The sequence below is a fragment of the Paraconexibacter sp. genome, from assembly GCF_041602235.1.
Lineage (GTDB): Bacteria > Actinomycetota > Thermoleophilia > Solirubrobacterales > Solirubrobacteraceae > Paraconexibacter.
Map to the genome: position 1 here is coordinate 1 of NZ_JBFIGP010000271.1, position 5,081 is coordinate 5,081.

Genomic DNA, 5,081 nt, shown 5'->3' on the forward strand with positions numbered 1-5,081 from the left:
GTGCTCGGCTGGGTGAGGTCGGCGCCGGGCCAGCCCCGGAAGGCGACCACCGTGCTGACCGCGGCCAGCAGCACCACACCGGTCACGGTGATGCACATCCCTGCGCCGAATGACGCCCAGAGGGCGCGAGTCACCCGCATGTCGGTTCCATCGGCACGCGCGCGCGAGACTTGAGCCGCGCGAATGATGTTGGCGCGTGAACGCTTGCCGCCGGCCGCGACTCATCCGCCGATCCGGCCGGGGTTCTCCGGCCCCGCGACGCGGGCGTTCGGCTGCTGGTCGGCGTCCACCGTGATCCCGGGCGGGTGCTGCGCCGTGCTCACGATCAGGCACAGGTGCTTTCGCGGATCCGGACCGGGCACGCACGTGCGGTAGAGATCCGGGGCCTGCTTCCAGGTATCGGCTCGGTCGATGTTGACCCGGTAGGCCGGGGGAGCTTGAGCGCGCACGTACTGCCGGACCGCCGCGGACTGGGCCGCGAAGTCCCGTTCCTCGGCGACGACGTCGCCATGATGGGCCAGGCCGACGGCCAGGATCACGGCCGCCATCGCGAGCAGGAGCCCGGTCCCGGCCCGGTCCGCGGCGACCTCCTTGGGCAGCGAGGGCCGCCGTGCGCGGAGCACCCGGCCGGCGATCGGCGCTCCGATCGCGACGACCGCGAGGTTCATGAAGCCACAGAGGACGAACGCGGCCGGGACCGTGATCGCGTCGCCGGCGATCGGACGCAGGTGCATCGCCACGGCCTCGAGGCCCGTCAGCGCGGCGAACGCCGGCCACATCGTGGCGCCCGCCAGCCTCCACCGCAGCCGCGCTCGCCACATCGACTCGACGGGGTCGTCGAGGCCGTCGTCGACCGGATCACGGCCGCGCGTGTCCACACCCCCAGGGTAGGGGGTGTCGGGCGCGCGGCCGCGCCGATCCCGCCCACCCGCTGCGCCGCTGTGCCACGATCGGTCGATGACCGATCCGCTGCGCGTCATCCGCCTCGGCCTCGTCGAGTACCAGGCGGCCCTCGCGCTCCAGCAGCGCGTCCGCGCGGCGCGGCAGGCAGACGCGATCCCCGACACGATGCTGCTGCTGGAGCACCCTCCGGTCCTCACCCGGGGTCGCCGCAAGAGCCCGGAGGACCTGCCGATGGGGGACGCCTGGTACCGCGCCAACGGGATCGACGTCGTCGATGTCGACCGTGGCGGGAAGGTCACCTACCACGGCCCGGGGCAGCTCGTCGGCTACCCGATCGTGCGCGTCACCGACGTCGTGGGCTTCGTGCGCGACATGGAGCAGGCGATCATCTCCGCGCTCGCCCACGAGCAGGTCGAGGCGCACAGCCGGACCTGCGAGGGCCCCGACTTCACCGGCGTGTGGGTGGAGGACCGCAAGATCGCCTCGATCGGCGTCCACGTCGCCAAGGGCGTCACCACCCACGGGTTCGCGGTCAACGTCCAGAACGACATGCAGCCGTGGAACTGGATCGTCGCCTGCGGCCTCCCCGAGGTCCAGATGACGTCGCTCTACATGGAGACGGGCCGCCCCGAGCGGCTCGAGCCGTTCACCGCACGAATCATCGAGGCGTTCTCCGCCCGCCTCGACCGCGAGACCTTCGAGGCCGATGCGGCCGACCTCGGCGCGCTCGCCACCGGCTGAGGCGCGCCGAGCGGGCCGGGCGGCTACTCCTCGGCCGCGAGCGCAGCCACCCCGAGGGCGACCGCGCCCGCCGCGGTGAGCCCGCCGAGGACCGCGGTGGTCCGCGTCAGGCTCCCGTCCCGTGCGCCGAGGGCCGCGCTGACCACGTCGGTGGCGTCGGTGAGGATGCCCAGCTTCCACCAGGTCTTCTTCGCCGGCCCGGCGGTCGCGCCGGTGCCGATCGCCAGGACGATGTCGCGGATCCCGAACAGCCGCGCCATGTACGAGGCCTGCGGGTTGGCGGCGGTGTCCATCCCGAAGAGCTTCCCGGTCGTGTTCGGCACGGCGAGGGCTCCGACGCCGACGGCGATGCGGAGGCCGGAGAGGAGCTGAGCTGGTGTCGTAGGCATGGCGCCGAGCCTATCCGCGGTACCGGCGCGGGACCAGGTGTTCGGTAGCCTGGGGACGATGGCGACTCCGGCGAAGCCCACCGACGACCGGCACCTGTCGACGCGGTCGCGGCGCAATCCGGGCGGCATCGACGTGGTGCAGTTCCTGGGCTCGGAGGGCGTCCCCCTCCGTGGGCGCAAGCCACCGTGGTTCAAGGTGCCCGCCCCGGGCAGCCCGCGCTACCGCGAGCTGCGGCAGCTGATCGACGACGAGAACCTGCACACCGTCTGCCAGGAGGCGGCCTGCCCCAACGTCGGCGAGTGCTGGGAACGGGGCACGGCGACGTTCATGATCCTCGGCGACACCTGCACCCGGCGTTGCGGCTTCTGCAACGTCCGCACCGGCAAGCCGACCTGGAACGACCCGCTCGAGCCGGCCCGTGTCGCCCGGTCGATCGCGAAGATGGGCCTGCGCCACGCGGTCATCACGTCGGTCGACCGCGACGACCTCCCGGACTACGGCGCCGGGATCTGGGCGGCGACGATCCGCGAGGTCCGCCGCCAGGCGCCGAAGTGCAAGGTCGAGGTGCTCACCCCCGACTTCCGTGGCGCGGACATGCCGCTCGCACGGGTCATCCACGAACGTCCGGACGTCTTCAACCACAACGTCGAGGTCGTCCCGCGGCTCTACCCCGTGGCCCGCCGCGGGTCGACGTTCGAGCGCTCCACCCGCGTCCTCCGTACCGCCAAGCACTTCGGCGGCACGGCGGTCGCGACGAAGTCCGGCCTGATGGTCGGACTCGGGGAGACCGTCGACGAGGTCGTCGAGACCCTCAAGCTCCTCCGCGAGAGCGAGGTGCAGATCATCACCATCGGCCAGTACCTGCGGCCGACCGAGCGCCACCTGCCCGTGGTGCGCTGGTGGCACCCGGACGAGTTCAAGGAGGTCGAGGAGCGCGGGTACGAGCTCGGCTTCGACCACATCGCCGCCGGCCCCCTGGTGCGCTCCAGCTACCACGCCGACCAGCACGTCGCGCAGGACGAGCCGGGCACCGGGCCGCTGGCGTCGGCGGCCGTCACCGTGGCGTAGCCTCGGCGGGCCCTCGCCACCGCGTGTTCCCGCTCAAGGACAACATCCCCACCGACCGGCTGCCGGTCGTCACGATCGCGCTGATCGTCCTGAACGTGCTCGTGTACGTCCTGCTGCAGCGTCCCGGGTCGCTGTTCGGCGACCCGGACCAGGGCGTCATCATCGACTGGGGCGCGATCCCCTACGAGCTCACGCACCTGGGTGACCAGTGCGCGGCCGTCGCGGGCCCCGGCGGGCAGCTCGCCTGCGAGGGCCAGCCGGGCGTGTCGGGCACCGCGCCCGACCAGCCGCCCACGCTCCTGACGGTGTTCTCCTCGATGTTCCTCCACGGAGGGCTGCTCCACCTCGGCGGCAACATGCTGTTCCTGTGGATCTTCGGCAACAACGTCGAGGACGCCATGGGCCGCGTGCGCTTCGTCGCCTTCTACCTGCTCGGCGGCATCTGCGCGCTCGTGCTGCAGACGGCGATCGGACCCGACGAGGCCGTCCCGACCGTCGGGGCGTCCGGGGCGATCGCCGGCGTCCTGGGCGGCTACATCCTGCTGTACCCGCGGGCCCGCGTCGTCACGCTGATCTTCATCGTGCTGTTCTTCACGATCATCGAGATCCCGGCGACGCTCGTCCTCGGGTTCTGGTTCCTCACGCAGGTCGCCTACGGCGCGCTCGACCTCACGAACCCGACCGGCGGCGGGGGCGGTGTCGCCTACTTCGCCCACATCGGCGGGTTCGTCTTCGGCCTGCTGGCCGTCAAACTGTTCACCACCCGCGAGAAGGACCTGCCGTTCGGCGGCGCGAAGTACCCGGTCTACTGATGAACCCGCAACACAAGCCCATCCTCGCCGTCGCAGCGGTCTTCATCATCGGATTCGCGGTGCTCACCGTCTTCGACATCCTCGCCAACGGCCCGAACTTCCTGACCGCCGTCTCGCTGCTCGTCCTCGCGATGTTCGGCTTCGGCATCGTGGGAGCGCTCCGTCAACCGCCGGACCCGTGAGGAAGCACCGACGTCTCGCCGCAGCGGCAGCGGCCGCCGCGATCCTGACGCCGGGCCTCGCCGGGTGCGGGCTGCTGGACGACGGACCCGTGACGTCCGCCGACGCCCAGGCGGCCGACGTCGCCCCGCCCAACCTCCCGGTCACGCCGCCCCAGGGGGCCAACGGCGCGCTGCTCGTCGACGGCGGCCCCAAGGCGCTGGAGATCCGCCTGGACAGCGACCGGCGCGACCCCGTGCGCGACTCGTTCACCAGGCCGCCGACGTCGGGCATCCTCGTCGACCTCGACAGCGGTGAGGTCCTGTGGCGCCTCCGGCCGGTCACCCCGCTGCCGATCGCGTCGCTCACGAAGATCATGACCGCGATCCTCGTCGCCGAGCGCTCGGACGCCGACGAGAAGGTGCGGATCTCCTCACGGGCGCGGAACGTCGAGGGCTCGAAGATCGGCATCCTCCCCAAGAAGAAGCGGGTCCGGCTCGAGACCCTGCTCAATGGCCTGATGCTCGTCAGCGGCAACGACGCCGCGGTCGCGCTCGCCGAGCACGTCTCCGGAACGGAGCGGGCGTTCGTGGACGCGATGAACGAGCGAGCCGAGGAGGAGCGCCTGGCCTGCACCCGCTTCGCCTCCTCGAGCGGGATCGTCGACAAGGGCAACCGGTCCTGCGCGGTCGACCTGGTGGCGATGGCCAAGCTCGCACTCGAGCAGCCCCGTGTCGCGCGGATCATGAAGCGACGGCGCGTGGTCCTGCCCTTCCCCACCAAGGGCGGCCGGATCTACCTCTACGGCCACAACCACCTGGTGAAGGCCGGGTACCCGGGTGCCCTCGGTGTCAAGACGGGCTACACCGACGCCGCCGGTCGCTGCTTCGTCGGCGCGGCCGAGCAGGACGGGCGCCGGCTCGCCGTCGTGCTCCTGCACTCCTCAAACCCCGGGCCGCAGTCCATGCAGTTGCTGGACCGGGGGTTCCGCGTGCTGCGGCGGCGGTA

7 protein-coding genes are annotated in these 5,081 nt (G+C 71.9%); 5 read left to right on the forward strand and 2 right to left on the reverse strand.

Going from position 1 to position 5,081, the window contains the following annotated elements; all coding sequences use genetic code 11:
- Window positions 1-221: 221 nt before the first annotated feature.
- The gene (locus ABYE80_RS16850) at window positions 222-878 is read right to left on the reverse strand and encodes a hypothetical protein (RefSeq protein WP_372791466.1); all 657 of its coding nucleotides are present in this window, start codon (window positions 876-878) and stop codon (window positions 222-224) included.
- A gap of 79 nt (window positions 879-957) precedes the next feature.
- Here ABYE80_RS16850 and lipB point away from each other — a divergent pair, with 79 nt between their 5' ends.
- Window positions 958-1,644 carry a lipoyl(octanoyl) transferase LipB gene (lipB, locus tag ABYE80_RS16855; RefSeq protein WP_372791467.1) on the forward strand — a complete coding sequence of 229 codons (687 nt, stop codon included), beginning with the start codon at window positions 958-960 and terminating at the stop codon, window positions 1,642-1,644.
- 23 nt (window positions 1,645-1,667) lie between these two features.
- On the opposite strand, the gene ABYE80_RS16860 is transcribed toward lipB, so the two are convergent.
- Window positions 1,668-2,033: a hypothetical protein gene (locus ABYE80_RS16860; RefSeq protein ID WP_372791469.1), complete on the reverse strand. Its 366-nt coding sequence runs from the start codon at window positions 2,031-2,033 to the stop codon at window positions 1,668-1,670.
- 58 nt (window positions 2,034-2,091) lie between these two features.
- Here ABYE80_RS16860 and lipA point away from each other — a divergent pair, with 58 nt between their 5' ends.
- The 4 genes from lipA to ABYE80_RS16880 form a co-directional block, all read left to right on the forward strand.
- On the forward strand, window positions 2,092-3,102 hold the full coding sequence (gene lipA / locus ABYE80_RS16865; RefSeq protein ID WP_372791470.1) for a lipoyl synthase: 1,011 nt from the start codon (window positions 2,092-2,094) through the stop codon (window positions 3,100-3,102).
- Between the two features lie 23 nt (window positions 3,103-3,125).
- Window positions 3,126-3,914, forward strand: coding sequence for a rhomboid family intramembrane serine protease (locus tag ABYE80_RS16870; protein WP_372791471.1), 789 nt, complete (start codon window positions 3,126-3,128; stop codon window positions 3,912-3,914).
- Window positions 3,914-4,096, forward strand: coding sequence for a hypothetical protein (locus ABYE80_RS16875; RefSeq protein ID WP_372791472.1), 183 nt, complete (start codon window positions 3,914-3,916; stop codon window positions 4,094-4,096). Before ABYE80_RS16870 ends, ABYE80_RS16875 begins: the two co-directional genes overlap by 1 nt.
- Window positions 4,093-5,081 (forward strand): D-alanyl-D-alanine carboxypeptidase family protein (locus ABYE80_RS16880; RefSeq protein ID WP_372791473.1); only part of this gene is annotated, 989 nt, incomplete at its 3' end. The genes ABYE80_RS16875 and ABYE80_RS16880, both read left to right, overlap by 4 nt.